Source organism: Falsihalocynthiibacter arcticus, from assembly GCF_000812665.2.
Taxonomy (GTDB): Bacteria; Pseudomonadota; Alphaproteobacteria; order Rhodobacterales; family Rhodobacteraceae; genus Falsihalocynthiibacter; species Falsihalocynthiibacter arcticus.
The window spans coordinates 4,112,427-4,136,761 of sequence record NZ_CP014327.1; the positions used below are offsets into that span (position 1 = coordinate 4,112,427).

A 24,335-nucleotide genomic window follows, 5' to 3' on the forward strand; every position below is an offset into this window, starting at 1 on the left:
GTGTTACCTAGTCTTTCATAAGGTTTGGAAGATTATTTGCCCAAGCCGAAATCGTCCCCGCGCCCAAACACACCACCATATCGCCGGGTTTGGTTTGCTCACGCACAAGACGCACCAAATCCTCTTCGCTGGTGACGGCCCGCGCGTGGCGGTGGCCGTGACGAATAAGACCCGCAATCAGATCATCACGGGTCGCGCCCTCAATCACGTCTTCACCCGCCGAGAAAACATCGGAAATGCCAACGACATCCGCGTCGTTGAAACAGGTACAGAAATCCTCAAACAAAGTATGCAAGCGGCTGTAACGGTGCGGTTGATGCACCGCAATAACGCGCGCGCCTTCGGTGTGCGATGTGGCCTGACGCGCCGCTTTAAGCACCGCCGCAATCTCCACGGGGTGGTGCCCATAATCGTCGATGATTGTGACCCCATTCACTTCACCAACCTTGGTGAAACGACGGTTCACACCGGCAAAGTTTTTCAACGCTGATTTGATGTCTGCGGGCGAAACACCCAAATGATGCGCGACCGCGACAGCCGAAAGCGCGTTGGACACATTGTGGTCCCCCGGCATCGGCAAAGAGCAATCCTCAATCACCAGTTTTTCGGCCTTCAGCGCGATGTCGAAATGCGCCACGCCCTCTTTATATTTCAAGTTGGTCGCCCGTACATCCGCTTGGGCGTTGAACCCAAATGTAATCACGCGGCGGTCAGTTATTTTGCCCACAAGGGACTGAACTTCGGGGTGATCGGTACAACATACCGCAACGCCGTAGAAGGGTATATTTGACACGAAATCAAGGAACCCTTGGCGCAAAGTATCGAAATCGCCCCAGTGTTCCATATGCTCGGGATCGATATTTGTGACGATCGCAATCGTGGCCGGAAGACGGTTAAAAGTTCCGTCACTCTCGTCGGCCTCGACCACCATCCACTCGCCCGTACCCATGCGTGCGTTGGACCCGTAGGCATGAATAATACCGCCGTTGATCACCGTTGGGTCAAGCCCGCCCGCATCCAGCAACGTGGCAACCATTGTCGTCGTCGTTGTTTTGCCATGCGTTCCCGCAACGGCGATATTGGATTTAAGGCGCATCAATTCGGCCAACATTTCTGCACGGCGCACAACGGGAAGCCCCGTGGCGCGAGCGGCATCCAACTCCGGATTACCCGCCTTGATCGCGCTTGAAATAACCACCACTTCGGCGTTTTCCAGATTTTCGGCCTTTTGCCCAAAAAATACTGTCGCCCCAAGCCCGACCAAACGGTCAGTGATCTTGCTGGCTTTTAAGTCACTGCCTTGAACCTGATAGCCTTGATCTAAAAGCATTTCTGCAATGCCCGACATCCCAATGCCGCCAATACCGACAAAGTGAATGGCACCCATTTCGATGGGAAGTTTGGTCGCTTGACGGTTCATGTGTGGGCCTCGGTGCTTATGGGATGTTCGCGGAGCGAGTCGACGAGCGCAACAAGGCGCTGTGTCGCGTCGGGCTTGCCACAGCCAAGGGCTGCGCGCGCCATTGAATTTGCTTTATCGGGATGAGTGATCACCCCTAAGATCAATGCGGTTAAATTATCGACTGTGAAATCGGCTTCCTGCAAGAGTTTTGCAGCCTGCGCATCCACTAAACCTTGGGCATTCACCGTCTGGTGATCCCCCGTCGCGGCGGCATAAGGCACCAAAATCGACGGGCGGCCAATGATCGAAATATCGGCGACCGTACTGGCGCCCGAGCGAGCAATAACTAATTGGCATTCCGACATTCTACGCGGCACGTCCTTGAAAAACGGCTTTACGTCCGCCTTGATCTCAGCCTCACGATAAAAGGCGGTGACCCGCTCTAAATCTTCTTCGCGCGCCTGTTGATCCACACGGATGTTGCGGCGCAAGCTATCTGGCAAAGCGGCAATGGCTGCGGGAACGATATCCGAAAGGATGCGCGCGCCTTGGCTTCCGCCCATCACAAGGATCGACATCGGATAATCACCCGGTTCTATGTACCCAGCCCCCGCGCGGTCCAAAATCTCGCTGCGCACCGGATTGCCAACTTCGTGCCCCTCAACCCCCTCAGGAAGTTCCGTCGGCCACGTACCACAGGCCACGGCATCCACGTGTTTGGCAAAAAGTTTATTCACACGTCCAAGGACGCCATTCTGTTCGTGCAACGCCCGAGGGCGACGCAAAATCCATGCCGCAGCAACAGCCGGAATCGACGGGTATCCGCCAAAGCCCACGACAACAGCAGGCTTATCACGATACATATTCCAAACCGCTGCGATGACTCCGCCGAACACACGAAATGGCACAATCGCCTTTGCCAACAATCCGCCCCGCGCGAACGTCGCGCTCGAGAGAGTTTCGATCTCGACGTCTGGTGGAAACCCGCCCGCATACCGCGCGCCGCGCCCATCGGTCGAAAGTTTCACAGACCAACCTTTGGCCAACATCGCTTCGGCTAAAGCCTGTGCGGGGAACATGTGCCCGCCCGTTCCGCCCGCAGCGATGATTAAAAGTGGTCCTGACATTAACCTTGATCCGTCCCTAAAGTTCCGCGTCCGCGCCCAACAAAATGATCGCCAATAACGCCCTGTGGTCGATTGCGTGTTAGCGCAAGCAACATGCCCAGTGCAATCCCACCCGCAACCAAAGAACTACCGCCATAGCTTACGAACGGAAGCGTCATTCCCTTAGCGGGCAAAAGCCGCACCGCGACCCCCATATTCACAAAGGCTTGGATGCCAAACATACAGGCCAAACCTGTGCCGGCCAGTCGCGTAAACTGATCGCGTTCGCGCATTAGCCGCAGGAGAGAGCGCACTGTAATTACAAGAAAAAGCAAAATGATCGCCAAAACAAGCAACAGACCATACTCTTCCGCCGCAACGGCGATAATAAAATCGGTGTGCGCATCAGGCAGCGACCATTTCACTTGCCCCTCGCCAACACCAACTCCAAAGAATCCGCCCTCTTGAATGGCGTTGGTGGCGTAACCGATCTGTGTTGTCGGATCAATTTCTGGATTTAAAAATCCATCGATACGGCGGGCAAAGTGTTCGGAATTATTATAAGCAAACGAGCCGCCCAAAACCACCAAAGCCGCCATGCCGATAAGCAATAAAAACGGTGCGCCAGCCACAAAATACATCACACCCCAGCCAAACAAAACCAGCGCCGCTTGCCCAAAATCAGGCTGCAATGCAAGCAAACCAACGATAAAAACCAGAAAAGCGAACGAAAGGGTTTTACCAGGAGGGCCGTTAATTTCCTGACTTGCCGACATCAACCATGCGGTCACGATCACAAATCCGGGCTTGAGGAATTCGCTCGGCTGAACCGAGGCAAAACCGAGGGAATACCAACGCACAGCCCCTTTGCCAAAATCCGTCCCCAAAAAGGGCAAAAACAACAGGGCAACAAAGGCACAGACGAAGCCCAAAACGCCAAGGCGGCGCACCATAACGGGCGACATCATCGAAATGAAAATCATCACCACAAGGGCGACCATCCCGAAAAACGCTTGACGTTGAACATAGTGAAACGGGGCAAACCCGTTCTTTTCGGCCAAAGGCGGAGAAGCAGCCAACCCAAGAAGGATGCCAATTGCAAAGAGCAAAAGAATAAAGACTGCTGTCCATTTATCAATTGTGCGCCACCAACGTGGGAGCACGGGTTCACCGCCCGAATGGGGGAGAGAACCATATACCATCTCGGTCATGGGGTACCGCCTATACTGCCTCTGATCGCCCGTTTGCCGGGTCTGGGGAAAAGTCTACGCAAAAACCGCAGATTAATCCAGCAAAAAGACCCGCCCAAAGGATGGATTTAGCGGGTCTTTTCTGTGTCGCGACAGTGCTTAAAGCGCAGCAACGCAATCGGTAAAATCATCGCCGCGTTTCTCAAAACTGTCGTATTGATCAAAACTTGCAGCGGCGGGTGCCAAAAGGACCGTATCCCCTTCTTGGGCTTCGGCCGCAGAACGCGCCACGGCGACGGCCATAGTTTCACAAATTTCGACCTCAAGTCCTTCAAGTCCAAGCGCAAAATTGGCGGCGTCGCGTCCAATCACATAGGCCTTTTTCACGTTGCCAAAATGCGATGTCAGCGCGCCAAGGCCGCCTTCCTTCTCGAGGCCGCCACAAATCCAGCGGATATTCTCAAACGCGTCCAGCGCACAGGCGGCACTGTCGACGTTGGTTGCTTTACTGTCATTCACAAAGCGCACGCCGTTTTTGGTGGCAATGGTTTGAGAGCGATGCGGCAGACCTTCAAAGCTGTGGAACGCCGCCTCAATAACGCGGGGCGCAAGTCCGAGCGAGCGCGCAACGGCATAGGCCGCACAGGCATTTTGATGATTGTGAACGCCGGGAAGCCCTTGAATCGACCGCAAATCAATGGAGCCCGTTTGACGCCCTTTGCGGTACTCCGAAAGGAACCCCTTGCGCACAAAAACATTCCAACCTGGCCCCGTTAATTTGGCCTTCGTCGACACACGGATCACACGATCATCCGCCTTCCCCGTCGCCAGCTGATTGGCAAGATACCGCCCCTCGTCCTCATCCACACCGATCACCGCACGATCAGGACCGCCCTCGGCAAAGAGCCGCCGTTTCGCGGCAAAATACCCGCCAAGCCCGCCGTGGCGATCTAAGTGATCCGGCGAAAGATTGGTAAAGACAGCGATATCGGGCGTCAGGTTACGCGCAAGGTCGGTTTGATAGGAGGACAGCTCCAATACCACGACCTCGCCATCAATGGCGGGATCGACATCCAAGGCACCGCGCCCGATATTTCCCGCAAGCTGGGACGGGCGATTGACGTGCTGCAACACGTGATGAAGAAGCGCGCTGGTGGTGGATTTTCCGTTACTGCCCGTCACGGTGACGACGCGCGGCATGGTCACGAATTCGTCCCATTCCGTCGTGGCAAACCCTGCGAAAAACAGCGAAATATCGTTATCGACAGGAATGCCCGCGTCCCACGCCATGGACACATATTTGTTAGGCGTTGGGTAGAGATGCGGAATACCTGGCGAAAGGATCAACGCGGCCACGCCTTCCCAAGCACTCGTTTTACCCAAATCAACGGGGTCAAACCCTTCGGTTTGCGCACGCTCCCGCGCTTCGGCGTTATCGTCCCAAACGACAGGGATCGCGCCGCCTTCGCGCAAGGCGCGCGCGGTTGCAATTCCCGAGCGCCCAAGCCCTAGAACGGCTACTTTTTGGTCGGTATATCCTTGGACTGGGATCATGGGAGGCTCCTTGCGCGACGTTGCTTTTCCCGTTCATGCCTTGTCAAAGCGACTTTAGCAATCCACCGGAAACAAAAATGGGCGCGCCCATGATTGGACACGCCCGCATTGAAATAGTCTTCCGAATTAACGCAGTTTAAGCGTCGCCAGTCCGATAAGCGCCAAAACAAGCGAAATAATCCAAAACCGGATCACGATTTGCGGCTCGGCCCAGCCCTTTTTCTCAAAGTGGTGATGAATCGGCGCCATCAGGAAAACCCGCTTCCCTGTGCGCTTGAAATACAGAACTTGGATGATGACGGACAGCGCTTCGGCCACAAACAGACCGCCAACTATGGCCAAAACGATCTCGTGTTTGGTCGCCACGGCAATCGCGCCTAGCGCGCCGCCAAGCGCGAGTGATCCTGTGTCGCCCATAAACACGGCCGCTGGCGGAGCGTTATACCAAAGAAAGCCCAGACCGCCGCCAATAAGTGCCGACGAAAAAATCAGTATCTCACCGGTTCCTGGCACGTAATGCACATCAAGGTAGTCGGTAAAATCGACCCGTCCGACGGTATAGGCGATCACCCCAAGGGCTGCCGCTGCGATCATAACGGGCATAATTGCCAACCCATCGAGACCATCCGTCAAATTGACCGCGTTGGCCGCGCCTACGATCACGATCATCGAGAACGGCACAAAGAAAATCCCCAGATTCAGGAGTGTATCTTTGAATACGGGAACCGCGAGTTGGTAGGCCAAACCGTCAGGGTGATAGCAAGACGCCCAATAGGACGCGATCGCAGCAACCAATAATCCAAGCCCCATGCGGATCTTTCCAGACACGCCTTTGGTGTTATTCTTGCTCACTTTTGCGTAGTCATCCGCAAAGCCAATCGCCCCAAAGCTAAGCGTCACGAACAAGATCATCAGCACATAGGGGTTATCAATGCGCGCCCAGAGGAGCGTTGAAAAGACCAAGGCAGAAAGGATCAAAAGCCCGCCCATTGTTGGCGTGCCTGCCTTTGCGAAATGCGATTCTGGTCCGTCATCGCGAATAGGTTGGCCGCGTCCTTGTTTGGCACGCAGCAGGTTAATCAACGGCTGACCAAAGATAAAACCAAAGATGAGCGCCGTGAAGAATGCGCCGCCTGCGCGAAACGAAATATAGCGAAAGAGGTTAAAGAAATCCCCCCCGTCCGATAAATCAGTGAGCCAATACAGCAATAAACTGCCCCTTATTCAAGTGTTGGGGCTGGATGGCCCAGTTTTCGGATCGCGTCAACAACGAGTGCCGTTTTGCTTCCCTTTGAGCCTTTTACCAAGATCACATCACCCGCGTCGATGAGATCTTTGGTTTTGGCCACGAGTTCCTGCGAAGTTGCGACCCATAGGCCGCGCTTTTGGTCTGGGATTTCGTCAAACAGCGCCCGCATCATCGGGCCGACACAGTGGATTTTATCGATCTGCGCGACACTTTCCAGCGTTGCAATTTTGCGGTGCTGCTCGATTGCGTCGTCCCCCAACTCCAACATATCGCCAAGGATCGCCATACGTCGCCCAATTCGGACGCGCCCGACATCATTGCGTGGCTTGGCCGCCGCGAGCACTTCAAGCGCGGCCGCAAGAGACGTGGGGTTGGCATTAAATGCGTCGTCAATCAGCTCCAGACTCACTTCAGCTGCATAGCGATCAAGGTAAATTGTCTCGCGGGTACCGCGCCCTAAAGGCGGCCGCCACTGCGCCAAATCACAAGCCGCAAGGCCAATATCCGCGCCGACTGCCTTCACACAGGCCAAAACGCCAATCGCATTCATCGCAAAATGTCGCCCCGCCGTGGACAGTTTAAATAGGGCGGGTTCGCCGTTCAACGTCGCGGAAATCACCGTCACATTATCGGAAAGCTTAACCTCCTCTAGAAAGAAGTCAGCGCTGGAGTCAGTTCCGAAACCTACTTTCTTTTCTGGTGTCGCGTCCCACAAGATTTTAGAGGTCTCAAGATCAACATTGATGATCGCCGTCCCACCATGAACCAACCCCGAAAAGATCGCCGCTTTTTCATGCGCGATTCCCGATATGTCATCAAAGGCCTCCAAATGCGCAGCGGCGACATTGGTAATCATCGCCACATTAGGCGCCGCAATTTTAGCAAGCGGCGCGATTTCACCTGGATGGCTCATCCCGATTTCGATGATCGCAAAATCCGTATCAACCGGCATCCGCGCCAGTGTCAGCGGCACGCCCCAATGGTTATTGTAACTCGCTTCGGCCGCATGAACGCGCCCCTGATGTGCCAAAACAACGCGCAACATTTCTTTGGTTGAGGTCTTGCCAACCGATCCGGTAACGGCGATCACTTTCGCCGCGGTCCGTGCCCGTGCGGCACGCGCCAAATCCTCAAGCGCGCCTAAAACGTCTGGCACTATTAACAGGGGCGCATCCGGTGAAACGCCCTCCGGTAAATGCGTGACCAATGCGGCAGCAGCCCCCTTTTCAAGGGCTTGTGCAACGAAATCATGGCCGTCGCGCACGTCTTTAATGGCAACAAAAAGATCGCCTTTTTGCAAGGTCCGCGTGTCGATGGATAGCCCCGAGGCCTGCCACTCCTGCGTGGATTCGCCTCCCGTTGCAGCTTGCGCATCCTGTGAAGTCCAAAGCGCGGTCATGCCAAACGCCCCTCAAGGGCGGCCACGACAACGCTGGCTTGTTCGGCGTCATTAAACGGCAATGTCACATCCCCAATCGTTTGGCCCGTTTCATGCCCCTTACCAGCAATCAACAGCGCATCCCCCGCACCCAATGCATCGACCGCGCGTAAAATCGCTTCGGCCCGATCGCCTACATTATGGGCTTGCGGACACCCCTCCATCACCATGTCGCGGATCGCGGCGGGATCTTCGCTGCGCGGGTTGTCATCCGTCACGAAAACAACATCCGCGTGCTGTGTTGCGGCCCGCCCCATCAGGGCGCGCTTGCTGGTATCGCGATCGCCGCCCGCGCCCAAAACCACAACAATCCGCCCCATCACGTGGGGCCGCAACGCCGTCAGCGCCGTTGAAAGCGCGTCGGGAGTATGGGCGAAATCTACAAAAACCGTTGCCCCGTTCTCGCGCGTCGCTGCGTGCTGCATACGCCCGGGAACGGTTACCATTTCCGGCAAAACCTCAAACACACGTTCGGCCTTCTCGCCACAGGCAATCACAAGTCCAGCAGCAAGCAATACGTTCTCGGCCTGAAACCCACCAATCAACGGAAGGCGCAGGCCATGTTGCCCCCCTTCGAATGTGAACAAGACCTCTTGGCCTTGCGCATCAAAACGTTGCCCCACAAGACACATATCCGCGCCCGCAGTGCGCCCAACCGACAACACGCGCTGACCGCGACTGCGGGCTATCTCTGCCATCTGAAGGCCCCGCGGGCTGTCGATATTGATAACGGCACGCCCCTCGGCAGGCAGCACCCGCTCAAAAAGGCCCGCCTTCGCATTGAAATAATCGTCAAAATCCTTGTGATAATCCAAATGGTCCTGCGAGAAATTGGTAAACCCCGCTGCCATCAACCGAACGGCATCCAGTCGCCGCTGGGCCAGCCCGTGGCTTGAGGCCTCCATCGCCGCATGCGTTACGCCAGCTTTGGCCATTTTCGCGAGTAATCGATGTAGGGTAATCGGCTCAGGCGTGGTGTGAGAAAGCGGAACTTGAAACGCCCCTTCTACTCCCGTCGTGCCGATATTCGCCGCCGGAAACCCCAAGGCAATCCATATCTGGCGGGTGAAGGTCGCAACCGACGTCTTGCCGTTGGTTCCTGTAATCGCAACCATATGCGCGGGCTGGCCTTCAAAAAACAACGCCGCGACAAAGGACAACGCCATGCGCGGATCTTCCGCCACAACGAGGGCAACTCCCGAGTCCTCAAGGGCGGTTCGGGCAATCTGTGCCCCCACAGCATCCGTCAAAACCGACGTAGCTCCCATTCGCAGGGCATATTCAATGAAGGTTGCACCGTGGATTTTTGCCCCCGGAAGGGCGACAAAAAGATGGCCCTCCTCCACGGTTCGGCTGTCCACGCTTAATCCCGTCACCGGCACATTCGCGAGGCCGCGCGCGGTCAAACCAAGGTCGGCCAATCGTTTTTCTTTAACTTTTCGTATCATGGCATTACCCCGTTATTCCAAATCATCGCATCCTTACCCCTAAGGGTTTTAGTTGCTTGTCAGAGTAATCGCCACAGGTGTTTCGGTGTCAAGCTCTGGTCGCAGGCCCAACAGGGGCGCGATGCGCGTGATCAACTCTGCCGCCACAGGAACAGCAGTCCAACCCGCCGTGCGGCGATCCTCGCCCATTGTGAAAATGGAAGGCTCGTCCAGCGTAACGATCAACACATATTTTGGGTCATGCGCAGGGAAGACACTCGCAAAAGTCGCAATAACTTTGTCTTTATAATAGCCGCCACGTGGTTTTGGCTTGTCCGCCGAACCTGTTTTCCCGCCGACCGCATAGCCTTCAACTTCACCAAAACTCGCAGTTCCGCGCGACACAACTTGGCGCAGCATACTGCGCGATTCCTTAGAGGTCGCCACTGAAACAACTCGGGGCCCCGTAACTGCAGCCGTTTTTTGCTTCAACAAAGTAGGCTTAACGCGCGTTCCCCCATTGAGGAGACTCGCATAGGCCGTCGCAAGGTGCAGCGGGCTGGCCGACAAACCATGCCCATAGGAAATGGTCATCGCCGACAATTCGCTCCAGTTTGGGGGCAACAATGGCCTTGCGCCGGCCGCTTCGGTCAATTCAACGGGGGTCGCATCAAAGAACCCAAGCGAGCGCAAAAACTCTTGTTGGCGCGCGGCACCGATTTGCATTGCAATCCGAGCGGTCCCGATGTTTGAGCTTTCAACAATCACGTCCGTAACAGAAAGCGTCGGGCCATAATTGTGGAAATCCCGAATTGAGAATTTACCCCATCTTAGGGGACCACTTGTGTTGATGGGGGTGCTGGGGTTCACCAGCTGCGTCTCGAGGGCTTGCGCCACAGTGAAAATCTTGAAGGTCGATCCCAATTCATAAACACCCTGAACCGCACGGTTAAACAAGGGGCTATCGGAAGCGTCGCCCTCTGTGAGAACTTGTGGGCGTGTATTGGGGTCAAAATCTGGCAGGGAAACCATCGAAACGATGGCACCAGTCGAAGCCTCCATCAAGACCGCCGTCGCGCCTTTTGCATTCATCAAACGCATGCCGCCATAAAGGACTTCACGTGTGGCGGCCTGAACCGAAAGATCAATCGATAGCTCAAGTGGCGCGCCACGGTTGGCAGGATCGCGCAAATAATCGTCGAAGTATTTCTCGACACCGGCCGTTCCGATGACCTCCGCAGACCGCACCCCTTCGCGACCAAAACTGGCACCGCCAAGGATATGTGCCGCCAATTGACCGTTAGGATATAAGCGCATTTCGCGCGGACCAAACTCAAGGCCAGGGTCGCCAATTTCATGGACCGCTTGCATTTGCTCAGGGGATAAGCGTTTACGAATCCACAAGAACTTCCGCTTCCCAGTGAAATCCTTGATCAACCGCTCTTCTTTAAGTTCTGGAAAAATGCCGACCAATTCCTTGGCCACCCGTTCTTTGTCTACAATGATTTGCGGATTGGCATAGAGCGAATAGGTCGAGATATTCGTGGCAAGGATGCGCCCTTCGCGATCCACGATATTCGCGCGTTGGGCCGTAATGCCAACGCCCGTAGTTGACCCGCGAGGCTCAACAGGATCTGTAGCACTTAAGTGCCCCATCCGCACGCCAACGGTCGCAAACGCGATGACAAAGAACGCGCCTAAAACAAGCAAGCGCCCCTCGGCACGGTTGCGCGCCTTGTCTCGCATATCTTCATGACGGCGGCGAATATTTTCACGCTCGATTTGGTCAGGATTTTCGCCTTTGGCACGCGCCTCTAAGATGCGTGCAAGGGGACGAAGTGGTGTGCGGATCATTGATCTTCCCCGTCGATTGGGGAGGAAACTTCGATGCCGCCCTCCAAAACAGGGAACCCTTTTACAAACATCTCGACGTCGTAATCAATTTGATCGACGTGGCCAAATTGCTCGGGGAGCAGCGGCAAAAGGCCAAGACTGTCGAAATTAATCTCGGCAAGTTGGCGCAAGCGCATCGGGCGGTTCTGATAGGCCCATTCGGCTTGCAAAATTGCCAGATGCTCGCGTTTCAACCCGATCTCAGCTTGAACGTTTGCCATTTCTTTGAGGGTCGTTTGGGTTTTATAATTTTCATTATAAGCCCAAAATGCAAGTCCCAAAACAAATAAGGCTGTTATGGCAATAAACATAGAACGCATTAATTTCGCCCCTGTGTGACGAGTTTCGGCAAGCCCAATCCGGCGCGCCCTGCCCCTTCTGCGGGGGCATCTGTTCGTGTTGCAACGCGCAAAATCGCGCTCCGTGATCGTGGATTTTCTAACAATTCTTCGGTGTCGGGCCCGATAGCTTTGCGCGGAGTCAATTTAAACGCTGGCTGAATCTCAACATCGGCAGGTGCATAGCGATTGGCATTCCCGCCGCCTCCTGAGCGTGCTTGCAAGAACTTCTTGGCGATGCGATCTTCGAGAGAGTGAAACGTTACCACAGCAAGTTTCCCACCCGGTCTGAGCGCCCGCTCGGCGGCCTCAAGCCCTTCAATCAATTGCCCAAACTCGTCATTAACCGCGATGCGGATCGCTTGGAAGCTGCGGGTCGCGGGATGGCTTTGCCCCGGTTTTCCACGGCCCAGTACCTTTTCGATCAAACTGGCCAACGCAAGTGTCGTGGTAAAAGGCTCAACCTCGCGCGCAGCAACGATTGCCTTCGCAATCCGCCAGCTTGCCCGCTCCTCACCGTATTGAAATAGAATATCCGCAAGTTCGGCTTCGCTGCAGCCATTGACCAAATCGGCAGCAGAAACGCCCGATTGACTCATGCGCATATCAAGCGGCCCGTCGCGCATAAACGAAAATCCGCGCTCAGCCTGATCGAGTTGCATGGAGCTAACACCAAGGTCCAAAACCACGCCATCGAGACCCGAGGCATAGTCATCCATTTGGCCAAATGTCCCTTCGACCAGCTTCAGCCGATCACCGTAGGGCTCAGCCCAATCCTTGGCCATTTCAAACACGGCCGGATCGCGATCTACGCCGTAAACAACATCCGCACCCGCCTCAAGCAATCCGCGCGTATAACCACCCGCGCCGAACGTTCCATCAAGCCAAGCACCAGAAACAGGCGCAACAGCCTTTAATAAGGGACGCAGCAAAACAGGAGTGTGAGGTTTTTTTTGGTCCGTGGCAGCGGTCATTGGTTAGCCCTCTCCCAGCGCGTCTAGATAGACGCTCGGATCAACATCCGGATCAAAATCATCATCTCCATCCAGCCCTTCGGACATGGAAGCGTCGTAGGCATCGGGCGTCCAAATTTCGAACGTATCGCCATTACCGATAAAGTATGCCTCTCCGTCGAGGCCGATCTTGTTGCGCAATTTAGCGGGCAAAACGAGGCGCCCCGTTTCATCCACGGTCGTTGGATGCGCCTGCGCACTATAAAGACGCTGCAAGGCTTTGCGCTTACTGGAACCACGGGGGAGCTTTGCGATCAAAGCGTCGACCTCATCAATGGCTTCTTGGGGAAAACATTCGAGTTGTTTGCGTTTCTCATCACCGTAAACAATGACGACACGCGGCTGAAGACCTTCGCGCCACTCTGGATCAGCGCCCTCAAGAACACGGCGAAAAAGAGCGGGAATAGACACCCGACCCTTCGCATCAACCTTATGGTTGCTTTCGCCTCTAAATGTTCTCGCCACTGTCCCCGCGGCTCCTTGTGATCTTGGGGGTCATCGACCCCTTGAATGGAAAACGGCGGATTGAACGAGCTGCCACTGTTCAATCCGCCGTCCGTGTCCCGTTGCCGGGATGTCCAGCTGCGCGCGCCACCTGGGGGATGTCTGCTCGCTCGCGCGCCGGATCTCAATTATGATGAATGGCGGGCGCCTGTATGAAACCTATTTGGTTCTTTTTTGTTTGGGGTTCTTAATCTGCCCCTGATCCCGTCCTCATCTTGATACTAGGAATGACATGGGAATTCATGGGAATCAAGTGTTTTTTATGGCACTTCCGCAACATGCGCCTCCGAAAGAGAGAACGAAAAGTGTACAAATTAGAGTAGGAGTTTCAATTATTGGCACCCATGGTGTAATATTTGAAATAAAAACACCACATATAGTGCAAATAAGAAAAATGCAAAAAAAGACCATGAATTCCCAGAATTTTACCAAATATAGCCCTAAAGCCCTCAACTCTGCGCAAACCCACGGTAAATACCTCATAAAATTCAGCGATTCGCCCTCTATCCGACCCATGAATAAGAAAAGCGCCCATGGTTTCCCATGGACGCTCCGCAGTCATCACTCTTTGGGGGCTTAGGTGCTACGCCATACCACCATCAACAAGACGCTTGGCAATATTTGCATAGGCCTGCGCCATAGGTCCGTCCCCAAGTGCAATCGGCGTCCCGTTATCTCCTGCGAGACGCACATCAATATCCAGCGGCAAGGCTCCAAGGAACGGCAGGTCCAACTTCTTAGCCTCGGCCTCAACGCCACCATGCCCGAATAACTGGGTCTCATGATCGCAGTTTGGGCAAATGAAGGTGCTCATGTTTTCAATCAACCCCAGAACCGGTGTGCCGAGTTGTTCAAACATATTGAGCGCTTTTTTCGCATCCAACATCGCCACGTCTTGTGGGGTCGAGACAACGATCGCGCCCGTGAGGTCCGATTTCTGGCACAGGGTCAGCTGTACGTCCCCCGTTCCGGGAGGCAGATCGACGATCAAAACATCGAGCTCGCCCCATTCAACCTGCCCCAGCATTTGCTGCAACGCGCCCATTAACATAGGACCGCGCCAAATGACCGCCTTATCGGGATCAACCATCAAGCCAATCGACATCATCGTAACGCCATGCGCCTGGAGGGGAATGATCGTTTTACCGTCGGGCGACGCGGGGCGCTTACTCACACCCATCATCCGTGGCTGGCTCGGGCCATATATATCTGCATCCAACAGGCCCACACGACGCCCCTGTTTCGCAAGCGCCACCGCGAGGTTCGAGGACACCGTGGATTTCCCAACGCCGCCCTTCCCTGATCCCACTGCCAAAATGCGCGCAACACCCGAGGGTTTGGTTGGGCCTGCTTGAGGCGTTGGATGGCGTCCAATCTTCAAATCCGGTGGCGCGGCTTTTTTCGCAGCAGGACCATGGGCCGTTAAAACAGCCGATACAGACTGAACGCCCGGCATCGCCTTCACCGCAGCTTCGGCTTCATCGCGTGATTGGGTCAGGGATTGTGCCTCATCTGCAGAAGCCGCCTCGATCACGAATTTTACCGCCCCGCCGTCGACATCCAAGGCCCGAACCAAATCCCGCGCAATTAGATTCGCACCATCGCTTGTTTTGATTCGCGTTAAAACCTCAAGAATCTCTTGTTTTGTAACAGCCATGTAACGACTCCTTATGAACTTCGACGCGGGAGCATTGTTCCGCTTTCCCCCTAAACACAAGAGTCTGCGTTAATTTAGGCCTTAAATTAAAGGCGAATGACGAAAAATCGGCCTAAATTTAGGGCAGCCTTACTTATGCATTTTCTGCATAGCAGCATTGTCGACAAGCCGGATTGTGCATCTGCAGCACAGCCCCTAAATTGATCTCATGTTAGCGCAATCCGGCGCAGCAGAAAATTAAAGTGAGATATGCAAATGGCATTCGCTACAGACATCCGCGCCGCAGAAGCTGGCATTCAAGACCGTATCATCGCAGCCTATAAAGGGTTGGTCGAAAAGTTCGAACGTTACAACGTGTACCGCACAACTTTCAACGAGCTGAACGCTCTTTCGAACCGTGACCTTGCCGACTTGGGCATGCACCGTTCCATGATCAAACGTATCGCAATCGAAGCGGCGTATACCTAAGAATTCTTAATCAGACCTTCTCCTCCCTAGGTCTGAGCAAAGAGCGGTGGCATCTACCTCCTCCCAGATGTCGCCGCACCTACACGGAGCGAAGCTCCAAAACGAACGGCTGATGACCCTCTCCTCCTCCCTGGGTCGGACGCAATAGACCTTAGGCACTTATCCTCCTCCCAAGTGCTAGAGGTCGCATACACGGGGCTTCGGCCTCAACTATTGCGAAGGATCTCTCTCCTCCTCCCTGAGATCCGACGTAACCTGCGCCGACCCACTCTCCTCCTCCCAGAGGCTTGGCGAGGCGCACACATAAGACGGCGATGTTCACCTCCTCCCGAACATCGCCGTTTTTTTATGTCCAAAACTCCCCTTCCAGACACGAAAAAATCTGGCGCCCCATCACAGGGCCCAGCTTTACAAAACAACCAAAACTTACAACTTAAAAGGGCACGTCTCCGGCTTTATCCGCGGGCACGACAAAGCTGGCCAAGACCTTCTTGTCTCCCGCCTTGTCAAAGGAAATCCCCAGTTTGTCGTTATCGACTTCGACAATCACGCCGTAGCCGTATTTCTGATTAAACACGCGCTCCCCTTCGGTAAAGGAACTGATTGCCGATGCGTCAATCGTCAGATGGCGGCTTGAGCGGGGATTACCAGTGGGACGTTCGTTCGCGCGCGCCTGCATCCGCTTCCATCCGGGAGAATTATAGGCATCGGCCTTGGTTGCACGAGCCTCCATTTGCGGCGCCCCGCCTGCCGCCGCACCGTAGCCGCCGCCATAAAGACCCGGAGGTGTGAGGACATCAACGTGCTCCTCAGGCAATTCATCAATAAACCGACTCGGCAAAGCATTCTGCCACTGGCCATAGACCCGCCGATTGGCCGCAAATGAAATAGTGCAAAGTCGCTCGGCGCGGGTGATGCCAACGTAGGCTAGCCGTCGTTCTTCCTCTTCGCCCTTCACACCGCTTTCATCCATCGATCTTTGGCTCGGGAATAACCCATCTTCCCAACCCGGTAAAAATACGTTCGGAAACTCAAGGCCCTTGGCCCCGTGCAGGGTCATAATCGTGACCTTTTCTTCGGATTCTTCGTTTTCGTTGTCCATAATCAGGGAAACGTGCTCCAGAAAACCTTGGAGGTTTTCGAACTGTTCCAAGGCTTTGACCAGTTCTTTCAGGTTCTCAAGCCGACCGGGGCCTTCGGGTGTTTTGTCGTTCTGCCAATGGCCTGTGTAGCCGCTTTCATCCAAAATGATCTCAGCCAATTCCATGTGCGATAGGCGTTCCGACCTTGCCTCAGCGATCCAGCGATCAAAACCTTCGACAAGCTTGCGCAACTCTGTGCCGCCCTTCCCGCCGATGCCGTTTTCCGCCAACAAATGCTTTGCCCCTTCGAGCAAAGAAACCTCGTGTTTACGCGCGCAAAGCTGGATTTTCTGCTGTGCTACATTTCCCAACCCGCGTTTGGGTGTGTTGACGATGCGTTCAAACGCGAGATCGTCGTCGGGACTGGTAACAACGCGGAAATAGGCCATCGCATCGCGAATTTCGAGCCGTTCATAAAACCGCGGACCACCGATAACGCGGTAAGGCAATCCAATGGTCAGGAAGCGATCCTCAAAGGCGCGCATTTGGTGGCTTGCGCGCACTAAAATCGCCATTGTTTCAAGGCTTTGCCCTTTTTCTGTCCGACGCCCACGCTGAAGGGATTCAAGCTCTTCACCGATCCAACGTGCTTCCTCTTCGCCATCCCAATGGCCGATCAGGCGCACTTTTTCGCCATCAGGCAAATCCGTCCACAGCTCTTTTCCAAGCCGTCCCGCATTGCCAGAAATAACTCCAGAAGCCGCCGCCAGAATATGGGGCGTACTGCGATAATTTTGCTCAAGGCGCACCACATGCGCTCCGGGGAAGTCTTGCTCAAACCGCAGGATATTGCCGACTTCAGCGCCACGCCAACCGTAAATCGATTGGTCGTCATCCCCAACGCAACATATGTTTTTATGTCCACTGGCCAACAGCCGCAGCCACAAATACTGCGCAACGTTCGTGTCTTGGTATTCGTCCACAAGGATGTATTTGAACCACCGCTGGTACTGTTCCAAAATATCCGAATGCTTTTGAAAAATCGTCACCACATGCATCAAAAGATCGCCAAAATCGCAAGCATTCAACTCTCGCAGGCGCGTTTGATACTGGGCGTAAAGCTCAATTCCCTTACCGTCAAACGCCCCCGCTTCAGCACTTGATACTTGCTTTGGGGTCCACGCGCGGTTTTTCCAACCATCAATGATGCCCGCGAGTTGCCGCGCAGGCCAACGCTTATCGTCAATCTTTTCGGCGGTCAGTAACTGCTTTAACAGTCGGATTTGATCATCGGTATCAAGGATCGTAAAATTACTTTTGAGGCCAACAAGCTCTGCGTGACGCCGAAGAAGCTTCACACAAACAGAGTGGAACGTCCCAAGCCACGGCATCCCCTCGATGGTTTGCCCCAACATCCGACCAACCCGCAATTTCATCTCGCGAGCGGCTTTGTTGGTAAAGGTTACCGCCAAAATCTCGTTTGGACGTGCGCGGCCCGTATTAAGAAGATGAACAATCCGGCTGGTCAAGGCTTTGGTTTTGCCCGTCCCTGCCCCCGCGAGCATCAAAACGGGGCCATCCATTGTCTCGACGGCTTCGCGCTGTGCGGGATTTAGCTCATCCAAATAGGGTGCGGGCCGCGCCGCCATGGCGCGGGCGGCAAGGGACGGACGGGATGCGGCCTCAAAGGCGTCATTTTCATCAAAACTGCTCATGCGGGCAATCTAGCCGTTTTTATTGAAAAGGAAAAGAGGGTGTTCTCAATATGTTCCAAGTGAATTTTGGGATGCATTTGATAGCGGCACCTTAAAACTAGCACGGATCATCGCCTGCTATCCACAAGGGAGGTTCCGGCATGGATTCGAAAAGTAGGTCAGCACACAGGACCCAAATCGATCTACTTTCAGACACTTCTTCCAAATACTACGCCCAAATTGGAATAATAGCACTAATTGGTAAACAATCGTGACCGAAAATTGCTGCAACAGCGAAGAAAGCTTTACGGCGACGCAGAAAATTCTTAAAAGATACTCCCGAGAGCTATCGGGGAATTCAAAATGTCAGACTTCAAGAAAATTCTAATCGCCAATCGCGGTGAGATTGCTATTCGCATCATGCGAGCTGCAAACGAAATGGGCAAGAAAACTGTTGCCGTCTATGCCGAAGAAGACAAACTCGGCCTGCACCGCTTCAAAGCCGACGAAGCCTATCGCATTGGCGAAGGCCTTGGCCCTGTGGCCGCCTATTTAAGTATCGAAGAAATTATTCGGGTTGCCCTGATGGCGGGCGCGGACGCGATCCACCCAGGCTACGGCCTCCTCTCTGAAAACCCCGATTTTGTAGACGCCTGCGACGCTGCGGGCATCGCCTTTATTGGCCCCAAAGCCGAGACAATGCGCGCCCTAGGCGACAAAGCCAGCGCGCGCCGCGTCGCGATCGAAGCGGGTGTCCCAGTTATTCCCGCAACCGAAGTCCTTGGCGATGATATGGACAAGGTACGCAAAGAAGCCGCAGAAGTTGGCTACCCCCTCATGCTCAAAGCGAGCTGGGGTGGCGGTGGCCGTGGCATGCGTCCAATTTATGGCCCAGAAGAAGTTGAAGAAAAAGTCCTCGAAGGGCGTCGCGAAGCCGAGTCTGCGTTTGGCAATGGCGAGGGATACCTCGAGAGAATGATCCAACGCGCCCGCCACGTTGAGGTCCAAATCCTTGGCGACAAACACGGCGGCATGTATCACCTGTTTGAACGCGACTGCTCGGTACAACGTCGCAACCAAAAAGTTGTCGAACGCGCCCCTGCCCCATATCTATCTGATAAACAGCGCGCCGACATCTGCGCCTTAGGTCGCAAAATTTGCGCCCATGTTGGATATGAATGTGCGGGAACCGTCGAGTTCCTGATGGATATGGACACCGAGGAGTTCTACTTCATCGAAGTAAATCCCCGCGTTCAAGTCGAGCATACAGTCACCGAAGAGGTCACAGGCATCGACATCGTGCAGGCGCAAATCCTGATCGCGGAAGGCAAAACCATTGCCGAAGCGACCGGAAAAGCCAGCCAAGAAGATATCGTCCTAACGGGCCACGCCCTTCAGTGCCGCGTGACAACCGAAGATCCGCAAAACAACTTCATCCCCGACTATGGCCGCATCACAGCCTATCGCAGCGCTACGGGTATGGGCATCCGCCTTGATGGCGGCACAGCCTATTCTGGCGGTGTTATCACCCGTTATTACGATAGTTTGCTGGTAAAAGTGACCGCCAAAGGCCCCACACCTGAGGCGGCAATTGCGCGTATGGACCGCGCCTTGCGTGAGTTCCGCATCCGTGGCGTGAGCACCAACATTGCCTTTGTTGAGAACCTTCTCAAGCACCCGACCTTCCTAGACAACAGCTACACCACGACGTTTATCGACAACACACCAGAGCTGTTCACCTTCAAAAAACGGCGTGATCGGGCCACCAAAATCCTGACCTATGTTGCGGAGATCACAGTCAACGGCCATCCAGAAACCGCTGGCAGACCAAAGCCTTCGGCGGACCAACGTTCGCTCGCTCCCCCCGCACTCAAAGGCACGCCCGTCATTGGAACGCGCAACCTCCTAGAAGCTGAGGGACCGCAGGCCGTCGCCGATTGGATGACCGCGCAAACGAAACTTTTGATCACTGACACATCCATGCGCGACGGGCATCAAAGCTTGCTTGCCACGCGGATGCGCTCGATTGATATGATCCGTGTTGCACCGATCTATGCGGCAAATCTTGGATCGCTTTTCTCAGTTGAATGCTGGGGCGGCGCGACATTTGATGTGGCCTATCGGTACTTGCAAGAATGCCCATGGCAACGGTTGCGTGACCTACGGGCCGCGATGCCGAATGTGATGACGCAAATGCTTTTGCGTGCGTCGAACGGGGTGGGTTACACCAACTATCCTGATAATGTTGTACAATCCTTTGTCAAACAAGCCGCCGAAACTGGCGTCGATGTCTTCCGCGTCTTTGACAGCCTCAACTGGGTCGAAAACATGCGCGTGGCGATGGATGCTGTTCAGGAAGAGAACAAGGTCTGCGAAGGCACGATTTGCTACACGGGCGACATTCTCGATCCTGATCGCGCTAAATATAACCTCAAATATTATGTGGAAATGGGCAAGGACCTCAAAGCGGCGGGGGCTCATGTACTAGGTCTCAAAGATATGGCTGGCCTCCTCAAACCAACCGCTGCTGGCGCTTTGATTAAAGCTCTCAAAGAAGAAGTCGGCCTGCCGATCCACTTCCACACACATGATACCTCCGGCATCGCAGGCGCCACAATCCTTGCGGCAAGCGAAGCGGGCGTTGACGCCGTCGATGCGGCAATGGATGCATTCTCGGGCGGCACCAGCCAACCTTGTCTTGGCTCCATTGTCGAAAGCTTGCGTCACACACCGCGCGAGACTGGCCTCGATATCGGCTCAATCCGCGAAGTCTCAAACTATTGGGAAGCGGTACGCGCACAATATACGGCCTTCGAAAGCGGCCTCGCAGCTCCTGCCAGCGAAGTCTACTTGCACGAAATGCCCGGTGGCCAGTTCACCAACCTAAAAGCACAGGCGCGCAGCCTCGGCCTTGAGGAAAGATGGCACGAAGTCGCGCAAACCTACGCGGATGTGAACCAGATGTTTGGTGACATTGTGAAGGTTACGCCCTCGTCAAAAGTAGTTGGCGACATGGCGCTTATGATGGTTTCTCAGGGACTTAGCCGAGCAGAAGTCGAAAACCCCGAGGTGGATCTATCCTTCCCCGAGAGTGTCGTCGACATGATGCGCGGGAATTTGGGCCAACCTCCGGGTGGCTTCCCGACAGGCATCCAAAGCAAAGTCCTAAAGGGCGAAGCTCCTAACCTGACGCGCCCTGGTGCCGCGATGGAACCCACAGACCTAGAAGCAACGCGGGCCGAACTTAGCGCGCTTTTGGATGGGTTCACCGTAGATAACGAAGACCTCAACGGCTACCTCATGTACCCCAAAGTATTCTTGGATTACATGGGCCGTCACCGCCTCTACGGCCCCGTGCGGGCACTTCCGACACGGACGTTCTTTTATGGAATGGAACCCGCCGAAGAGATCACAGCAGAGATCGGGCCTGGCAAAAAGCTTGAAATTCGCCTTCAAGCCGTTGGCGAAACTACAGAAGATGGCGAAGTTAAGGTCTTTTTCGAACTGAACGGCCAGCCGCGCGTTATCCGTGTGCCAAATCGTCTGGTGAAGGCAAAAACTGCGGCGCGGCCAAAAGCCGAGGATGGCAATACCAACCATATCGGCGCGCCAATGCCGGGTGTCGTGGCAACCCTCGCGGTAACGGTCGGCCAAGTGGTCCACCAAGGTGACCTGCTCTTGACGATTGAAGCGATGAAAATGGAAACTGGCATTCATGCAGAGCGCGACGCGACCGTCAAAGCGGTGCATGTTACACCGGGCAGCCAGATCGACGCTAAAGACCTGCTTGTTGAGCTGGAATAGAACCTAACGAGAGAAACATTGCCCGTCGCAAGAGATTGCGGCGGGTATTTTTATGCGCATTCCGCGTTAATCAAACTTACTTTTCAGTATATTCGCAATTCACCACGGCAGACAATTCGTTCATATCTACGACCATAGAGCCGTCCGACAGAGTAGATTCCAACCAACGCGATTTGGAGGTCCCGCCTAGGTGGCTTCGGAAGATGCTTTCCATCAACTTCGCATGGCTGCGACTCGCGAAAACTTTAGTTTCTCCCCCTTTTTTAAAACAGAGAGTCACGAGTCGATCTTGAGACATAGTCACAGGCTGTCCTCTTCTTTCCTTAGGTGCCGCAACGCGGGCAATCTTGTTCCGTTTGGCGCCGAATCCAGTCGACTCTATTTGAGGTATATTGAACCAACCTTTGTAAAGAGCGCGTAAAGAAGAGGTATTTTGTTACGCAGCCCCAAAGACCAAAGTCATGGCACAAAGGCCTATTTCTTGAGCTGAAGCCGCAAACATAGGCACTACCGTCATAAGACGTGCAAGAAGTGCGATCCCGATAGCAATTGTGAGAATTGCCCCGCGGATGGCCCCCGTCCCTCCCGTCAACCCTCTGCGTGACTTGCAAAGACAGTCAATGAGGCGGATATCGCGTCGCATGATAGGGTCGTTTTCCATTAAAAACTTCTCACTTTCTATATAGAGACACACGCGCGAGCGGGCAGTTTCCGTCGCTTAGAAAATAATTTAAATTTTCTGCCAAATTCCCCTTGCGGCCCCCAATCGTTCGGACTAAACCCCTCCTCACCAGACGGTGCGGGCGTAGCTCAGGGGTAGAGCATAACCTTGCCAAGGTTAGGGTCGAGAGTTCGAATCTCTTCGCCCGCTCCATCTGGTCAAACAAAAAACGGCCTTGGGTTTCCGCCCTAAGCCGTTTTTGTTTTTGGTGCTCTATCGTCTTGTCGCAGATTAACGCACCGCGTTTGCCAACGAAAGATTTACCATGTCCAAAATGAAAGCCGTCGTCATACATGAAGCGGGCGGACCCGACGCTTTAAAGATCGAAACCCGCGAGATCCCCACACCCAAAGCGGGTTGGGTTTTGATCCGTGTGAAATCTTTTGGCCTCAACCGCTCTGAATTATTTACCCGCCAAGGGCATTCCCCCAACGTTCCCTTCCCACGCATTTTGGGAATTGAGGCCGTGGGCGTCGTTGCGCAATCCGTAGATGGCGTTTTCACCGAGGGCGAAACCGTGGCCACAGCGATGGGGGGATTGGGGCGGATATTTGATGGCAGCTATGCCGAGTACACATTGGTGCCAAATGCCCAAGTTATGCGCCTAAAAACGACATTGGCGTGGGATGTTTTGGGTGCCCTGCCCGAGATGCTCCAAACGGCCAATGGCTCGCTTCAGACGGCGTTAAAGGCGCAAGCAGGCGAAACCCTCCTCATTCGGGGTGGCACTACGTCAGTGGGCCTTTGTGCCGCCATCCTTGGCAAACGCATGGGGCTCACGGTGATCGCAACCACGCGGCGCGAAGATCATCGCCAAAGCCTTTTGGACAACGGCGCGGATGATGTGGTCATAGACACAGGTGCAATCGCCCAAGACATAAAAACGCGCTATCCTGAGGGCGTGAACAAGGTGCTTGAACTGGTCGGCACAACCACATTACTCGATTCCTTGACTTGTGCGGCCCGTGGCGGATCGGTTTGCATGACGGGCATGGTTGGAAATGCATGGGAACTGGCTGCCTTTAGCCCGATGGGCGCCATTCCGACGGCCGTAAACCTCACCACTTACGCTGGTGGCAACGAGGATTTCATGGCGTCTCCTCTGCAGGACGTCGCCGATTTGGTCGTCGCTGGAAAATTCAAGGTCCCGATTGGCAAAGTCTTTAAAATCGACGACATCGTTGCCGCACATACCGCAATGGAAAACAACACGGCGGGCGGCAAAATTGTGGTGGTGACCTAGTTTACAGCGAAAGTCTCGACCGCCCCAATTGGCGGCGCGTCTAGTACGTCTCTCTGTTGATGGTTGCTGGTTCACTTCTTTCACGCCAAACTGCCAACTTCGTCCCCTCAACGCGGAAACGGTGAACTCATGTCAAAACTAACAACATCAGCGGCCAAAATGGTTGCGGCGGCCCGCGCGCGAATCCAAGAGGTCGAAACGACGGACGCCATCGCTATGGTCGACGATCCTAACGTCGTTATCGTCGACCTTCGAGATGTGCGTGAACGCCAACACTCGGGCTTCATTCCCGGAAGCTTTCACTGTCCTCGCGGGATGCTTGAGTTTTGGGTCGATCCCGAAAGCCCCTATTTCAAAGAGATTTTTGCCGAGGACAAAACGTTCGTCTTTCACTGCGCATCGGGGTGGCGCTCAGCCCTTTCGGTGTCCATGCTTCAGGATATGGGATTTGAAGCCTCCCACCTCAAGGAGGGGTTTTCGGCGTGGGCGAAGCACGGCGGGCCCATCGAGTTTGCACCTAAAAAGTGATGAGCCAACCCGAAACCACTTGAA

At 54.6% G+C, this 24,335-nt stretch carries 18 protein-coding genes and 1 tRNA gene; 5 read left to right on the plus strand and 14 right to left on the minus strand.

Features of this window, described 5'->3' with window-relative positions; translation table 11 throughout:
* Positions 1-7: 7 nt before the first annotated feature.
* The 12 genes from murC to RC74_RS20260 all read right to left on the minus strand — a co-directional run bounded on the left by murC (position 8) and on the right by RC74_RS20260 (position 14,771).
* On the minus strand, positions 8-1,420 hold the full coding sequence (gene murC / locus RC74_RS20200) for a UDP-N-acetylmuramate--L-alanine ligase (RefSeq protein ID WP_039001323.1): 1,413 nt from the start codon (positions 1,418-1,420) through the stop codon (positions 8-10).
* Entirely contained in the window at positions 1,417-2,529 is a 1,113-nt protein-coding gene (locus RC74_RS20205) for a UDP-N-acetylglucosamine--N-acetylmuramyl-(pentapeptide) pyrophosphoryl-undecaprenol N-acetylglucosamine transferase (RefSeq protein WP_039001322.1), read from the minus strand. Before RC74_RS20205 ends, murC begins: the two co-directional genes overlap by 4 nt.
* Positions 2,529-3,719 carry a putative lipid II flippase FtsW gene (gene ftsW / locus RC74_RS20210; RefSeq protein WP_039001321.1) on the minus strand — a complete coding sequence of 397 codons (1,191 nt, stop codon included), beginning with the start codon at positions 3,717-3,719 and terminating at the stop codon, positions 2,529-2,531. The genes RC74_RS20205 and ftsW overlap by 1 nt, the downstream gene beginning before the upstream one ends.
* Before the next feature lie 138 nt (positions 3,720-3,857).
* A complete protein-coding gene (murD, locus tag RC74_RS20215) occupies positions 3,858-5,252 on the minus strand; it encodes a UDP-N-acetylmuramoyl-L-alanine--D-glutamate ligase (protein WP_039001320.1) in 1,395 nt (464 codons plus the stop codon).
* A 126-nt stretch (positions 5,253-5,378) separates the two neighbouring features.
* Positions 5,379-6,461: a phospho-N-acetylmuramoyl-pentapeptide-transferase gene (mraY, locus tag RC74_RS20220; RefSeq protein WP_039001319.1), complete on the minus strand. Its 1,083-nt coding sequence runs from the start codon at positions 6,459-6,461 to the stop codon at positions 5,379-5,381.
* An 11-nt stretch (positions 6,462-6,472) separates the two neighbouring features.
* A complete protein-coding gene (locus RC74_RS20225) occupies positions 6,473-7,900 on the minus strand; it encodes a UDP-N-acetylmuramoyl-tripeptide--D-alanyl-D-alanine ligase (protein ID WP_039001318.1) in 1,428 nt (475 codons plus the stop codon).
* Positions 7,897-9,387 carry a UDP-N-acetylmuramoyl-L-alanyl-D-glutamate--2,6-diaminopimelate ligase gene (locus RC74_RS20230; RefSeq protein ID WP_039001317.1) on the minus strand — a complete coding sequence of 497 codons (1,491 nt, stop codon included), beginning with the start codon at positions 9,385-9,387 and terminating at the stop codon, positions 7,897-7,899. Before RC74_RS20230 ends, RC74_RS20225 begins: the two co-directional genes overlap by 4 nt.
* A 48-nt stretch (positions 9,388-9,435) precedes the next feature.
* On the minus strand, positions 9,436-11,220 hold the full coding sequence (locus RC74_RS20235; RefSeq protein WP_039001316.1) for a peptidoglycan D,D-transpeptidase FtsI family protein: 1,785 nt from the start codon (positions 11,218-11,220) through the stop codon (positions 9,436-9,438).
* Complete coding sequence (gene ftsL, locus RC74_RS20240; protein ID WP_039001315.1) at positions 11,217-11,579, minus strand: cell division protein FtsL; 363 nt, start codon at positions 11,577-11,579, stop codon at positions 11,217-11,219. Before ftsL ends, RC74_RS20235 begins: the two co-directional genes overlap by 4 nt.
* Positions 11,579-12,571 carry a 16S rRNA (cytosine(1402)-N(4))-methyltransferase RsmH gene (gene rsmH / locus RC74_RS20245; protein WP_039001314.1) on the minus strand — a complete coding sequence of 331 codons (993 nt, stop codon included), beginning with the start codon at positions 12,569-12,571 and terminating at the stop codon, positions 11,579-11,581. Before rsmH ends, ftsL begins: the two co-directional genes overlap by 1 nt.
* A gap of 3 nt (positions 12,572-12,574) precedes the next feature.
* Positions 12,575-13,075, minus strand: a complete 501-nt coding sequence (gene mraZ, locus RC74_RS20250; RefSeq protein WP_062628378.1) for a division/cell wall cluster transcriptional repressor MraZ — start codon at positions 13,073-13,075, stop codon at positions 12,575-12,577.
* 622 nt (positions 13,076-13,697) lie between these two features.
* Positions 13,698-14,771 (minus strand): Mrp/NBP35 family ATP-binding protein, encoded by a 1,074-nt coding sequence (locus RC74_RS20260; RefSeq protein ID WP_039001310.1) that lies wholly within the window; start codon positions 14,769-14,771, stop codon positions 13,698-13,700.
* Positions 14,772-15,026: 255 nt separating this feature from the next.
* Here RC74_RS20260 and RC74_RS20265 point away from each other — a divergent pair, with 255 nt between their 5' ends.
* Complete coding sequence (locus RC74_RS20265; protein WP_039001342.1) at positions 15,027-15,239, plus strand: YjiS-like domain-containing protein; 213 nt, start codon at positions 15,027-15,029, stop codon at positions 15,237-15,239.
* A gap of 433 nt (positions 15,240-15,672) precedes the next feature.
* Here the strand turns inward: RC74_RS20265 and RC74_RS20270 are convergent, their stop codons facing one another.
* Positions 15,673-18,036 (minus strand): ATP-dependent helicase, encoded by a 2,364-nt coding sequence (locus RC74_RS20270; RefSeq protein WP_039001309.1) that lies wholly within the window; start codon positions 18,034-18,036, stop codon positions 15,673-15,675.
* Positions 18,037-18,378: 342 nt separating this feature from the next.
* Here RC74_RS20270 and RC74_RS20275 point away from each other — a divergent pair, with 342 nt between their 5' ends.
* A complete protein-coding gene (locus RC74_RS20275; protein ID WP_039001308.1) occupies positions 18,379-21,819 on the plus strand; it encodes a pyruvate carboxylase in 3,441 nt (1,146 codons plus the stop codon).
* A gap of 436 nt (positions 21,820-22,255) precedes the next feature.
* Here RC74_RS20275 and RC74_RS20285 read toward each other — a convergent pair whose 3' ends face one another.
* Positions 22,256-22,480, minus strand: coding sequence for a hypothetical protein (locus RC74_RS20285; protein ID WP_039001306.1), 225 nt, complete (start codon positions 22,478-22,480; stop codon positions 22,256-22,258).
* 138 nt (positions 22,481-22,618) lie between these two features.
* On the opposite strand from RC74_RS20285, the gene RC74_RS20290 reads away from it, so the two are divergent.
* The 3 genes from RC74_RS20290 (at position 22,619) to RC74_RS20300 (ending at position 24,311) form a co-directional block, all read left to right on the plus strand.
* A tRNA-Gly gene (locus tag RC74_RS20290) sits at positions 22,619-22,693 on the plus strand.
* A gap of 112 nt (positions 22,694-22,805) precedes the next feature.
* Positions 22,806-23,783: a zinc-binding alcohol dehydrogenase family protein gene (locus tag RC74_RS20295; protein WP_218918097.1), complete on the plus strand. Its 978-nt coding sequence runs from the start codon at positions 22,806-22,808 to the stop codon at positions 23,781-23,783.
* Positions 23,784-23,912: 129 nt separating this feature from the next.
* Positions 23,913-24,311 carry a rhodanese-like domain-containing protein gene (locus RC74_RS20300; protein WP_039001305.1) on the plus strand — a complete coding sequence of 133 codons (399 nt, stop codon included), beginning with the start codon at positions 23,913-23,915 and terminating at the stop codon, positions 24,309-24,311.
* Positions 24,312-24,335: the final 24 nt, after the last annotated feature.

Bases quoted from the DNA above. Each gene is read 5' to 3' on its own strand.
- murC (WP_039001323.1), bottom strand. From the start codon at position 1,420: ATGAACCGTCAAGCGACCAAACTTCCCATCGAAATGGGTGCCATTCAC.
- RC74_RS20205 (WP_039001322.1), bottom strand. From the start codon at position 2,529: ATGTCAGGACCACTTTTAATCATCGCTGCGGGCGGAACGGGCGGGCAC.
- ftsW (WP_039001321.1), bottom strand. From the start codon at position 3,719: ATGACCGAGATGGTATATGGTTCTCTCCCCCATTCGGGCGGTGAACCC.
- murD (WP_039001320.1), bottom strand. From the start codon at position 5,252: ATGATCCCAGTCCAAGGATATACCGACCAAAAAGTAGCCGTTCTAGGG.
- RC74_RS20225 (WP_039001318.1), bottom strand. From the start codon at position 7,900: ATGACCGCGCTTTGGACTTCACAGGATGCGCAAGCTGCAACGGGAGGC.
- RC74_RS20230 (WP_039001317.1), bottom strand. From the start codon at position 9,387: ATGATACGAAAAGTTAAAGAAAAACGATTGGCCGACCTTGGTTTGACC.
- RC74_RS20235 (WP_039001316.1), bottom strand. From the start codon at position 11,220: ATGATCCGCACACCACTTCGTCCCCTTGCACGCATCTTAGAGGCGCGT.
- ftsL (WP_039001315.1), bottom strand. From the start codon at position 11,579: ATGCGTTCTATGTTTATTGCCATAACAGCCTTATTTGTTTTGGGACTT.
- rsmH (WP_039001314.1), bottom strand. From the start codon at position 12,571: ATGACCGCTGCCACGGACCAAAAAAAACCTCACACTCCTGTTTTGCTG.
- RC74_RS20260 (WP_039001310.1), bottom strand. From the start codon at position 14,771: ATGGCTGTTACAAAACAAGAGATTCTTGAGGTTTTAACGCGAATCAAA.
- RC74_RS20265 (WP_039001342.1), top strand. From the start codon at position 15,027: ATGGCATTCGCTACAGACATCCGCGCCGCAGAAGCTGGCATTCAAGAC.
- RC74_RS20270 (WP_039001309.1), bottom strand. From the start codon at position 18,036: ATGAGCAGTTTTGATGAAAATGACGCCTTTGAGGCCGCATCCCGTCCG.
- RC74_RS20275 (WP_039001308.1), top strand. From the start codon at position 18,379: ATGTCAGACTTCAAGAAAATTCTAATCGCCAATCGCGGTGAGATTGCT.
- RC74_RS20285 (WP_039001306.1), bottom strand. From the start codon at position 22,480: ATGGAAAACGACCCTATCATGCGACGCGATATCCGCCTCATTGACTGT.
- RC74_RS20295 (WP_218918097.1), top strand. From the start codon at position 22,806: ATGTCCAAAATGAAAGCCGTCGTCATACATGAAGCGGGCGGACCCGAC.
- RC74_RS20300 (WP_039001305.1), top strand. From the start codon at position 23,913: ATGTCAAAACTAACAACATCAGCGGCCAAAATGGTTGCGGCGGCCCGC.